This is a genomic window from Ilumatobacter sp., assembly GCF_041688325.1.
Taxonomy (GTDB): Bacteria; Actinomycetota; Acidimicrobiia; order Acidimicrobiales; family Ilumatobacteraceae; genus Ilumatobacter_A.
In genome coordinates this window covers 1-1,118 of the sequence record NZ_JBDNIJ010000399.1, presented here as the reverse complement: position 1 = coordinate 1,118, position 1,118 = coordinate 1, and the positions used below count along the sequence as shown (strand labels likewise).

The following is a 1,118-nucleotide window of genomic DNA, read 5'->3' as shown; positions in this document are numbered from 1 at the left end:
TCTTGTAGTTCGTCGACGCAGACATGTTCGATTCGTTCCAGGAATTCTCCGAAGTCGTCGATTCGAGAGATCGCTTCTTCGATCCGCCCGTCGAAGGACGACTCTTTCCATTCGCCTTCGGGGTCGATCTGCGCCAGCACGCGCGTGGCAAACGAATCGAACGTGATCGGAGCGACGCGGCCAGCGTCATCCCCTGTCGCACGCAGACGGCGAGTGAGCTCGCCGACCGCTGCGCGGCTGAAGCTAAGCGCCAGCACCCCGCCCGGCGACACGTCGTGGAAGTCAACGAGGTGGCCGATCCGGGCGACCAGGGTGTGGGTCTTGCCGGTTCCGGGGCCTGCCGTCACCAGCTGGCGCACGGTCGGCTCAGCCGATGCGACCGTCGTCTGTTCGTCGGTGAGACTCAATCATTGCTCCAGAGGTGGTTGAACGCCTCGAAGGCAAGACTTTCGCCGTAGGCAGCGAGGTTGTCCTCGACGTTGACGATGAGGCAGAGCTCTTTGCCGCCGTTGAGCGGGCCTCGAAGACCTCGGCCGATCATCTGCTGGTACAGGTTCGGGCTGAATGTTGGGCGGGCCACGTAGACGGCGCTCACAGCGGGAGCGTCGAAACCTTCGGTGAGGACGCCGTAGTTGGTCAGCACTCGAACCTCGCCCTGACGGAATTGTTCGATGTAGTGCTGTCTGGCGCCCCGGTCGGTTCGTGCCGAGATGGCCCGGCTCGGCATCCCTTCGATCGACAGGAGCCCGGCCATCAGCTCCGCGTGGTTCACGGAGGCTGCGAACAGCAGAACGGTGAAGTGGTCGGGTAGCCCGAGGATGGATTCCAGGATTTTTTGGTTGCGACTCTTGTCCTCGCCGAGTCGTTCGAGAACTGCAGCGGGCAGGCGGGTTGTCTGTTGCAGCGTCGCGAGTTCGTCGGCGGTCAACGAGATGTCCGATCCGGCGAGTAACCGGTGCTCAACGCGTGCCAAGACTCCCATGTCCTGCAGTGTTCCATAGGGGTCGTCATCGAAGCCGTCGAGTCGACGGCCGTCGAACCGGTTGACCAGCCGGACAGTCTCGGTCTCCGACGTGCCCCGGTAGGGCGTGGCTGTCAGACCGATGAATGGGACTCGT

Annotated in this window: 2 protein-coding genes; both read right to left on the bottom strand. The window is 63.0% G+C overall.

Annotated elements, in window-relative coordinates; genetic code table 11:
* Positions 1 to 407: UvrD-helicase domain-containing protein (locus tag ACH2EI_RS19955; protein ID WP_395161299.1), on the bottom strand; the 407-nt coding region annotated here is incomplete at its 3' end.
* Positions 404 to 1,118 (bottom strand): DEAD/DEAH box helicase (locus ACH2EI_RS19950; RefSeq protein ID WP_395161297.1); only part of this gene is annotated, 715 nt, incomplete at its 5' end. The genes ACH2EI_RS19950 and ACH2EI_RS19955, both read right to left, overlap by 4 nt.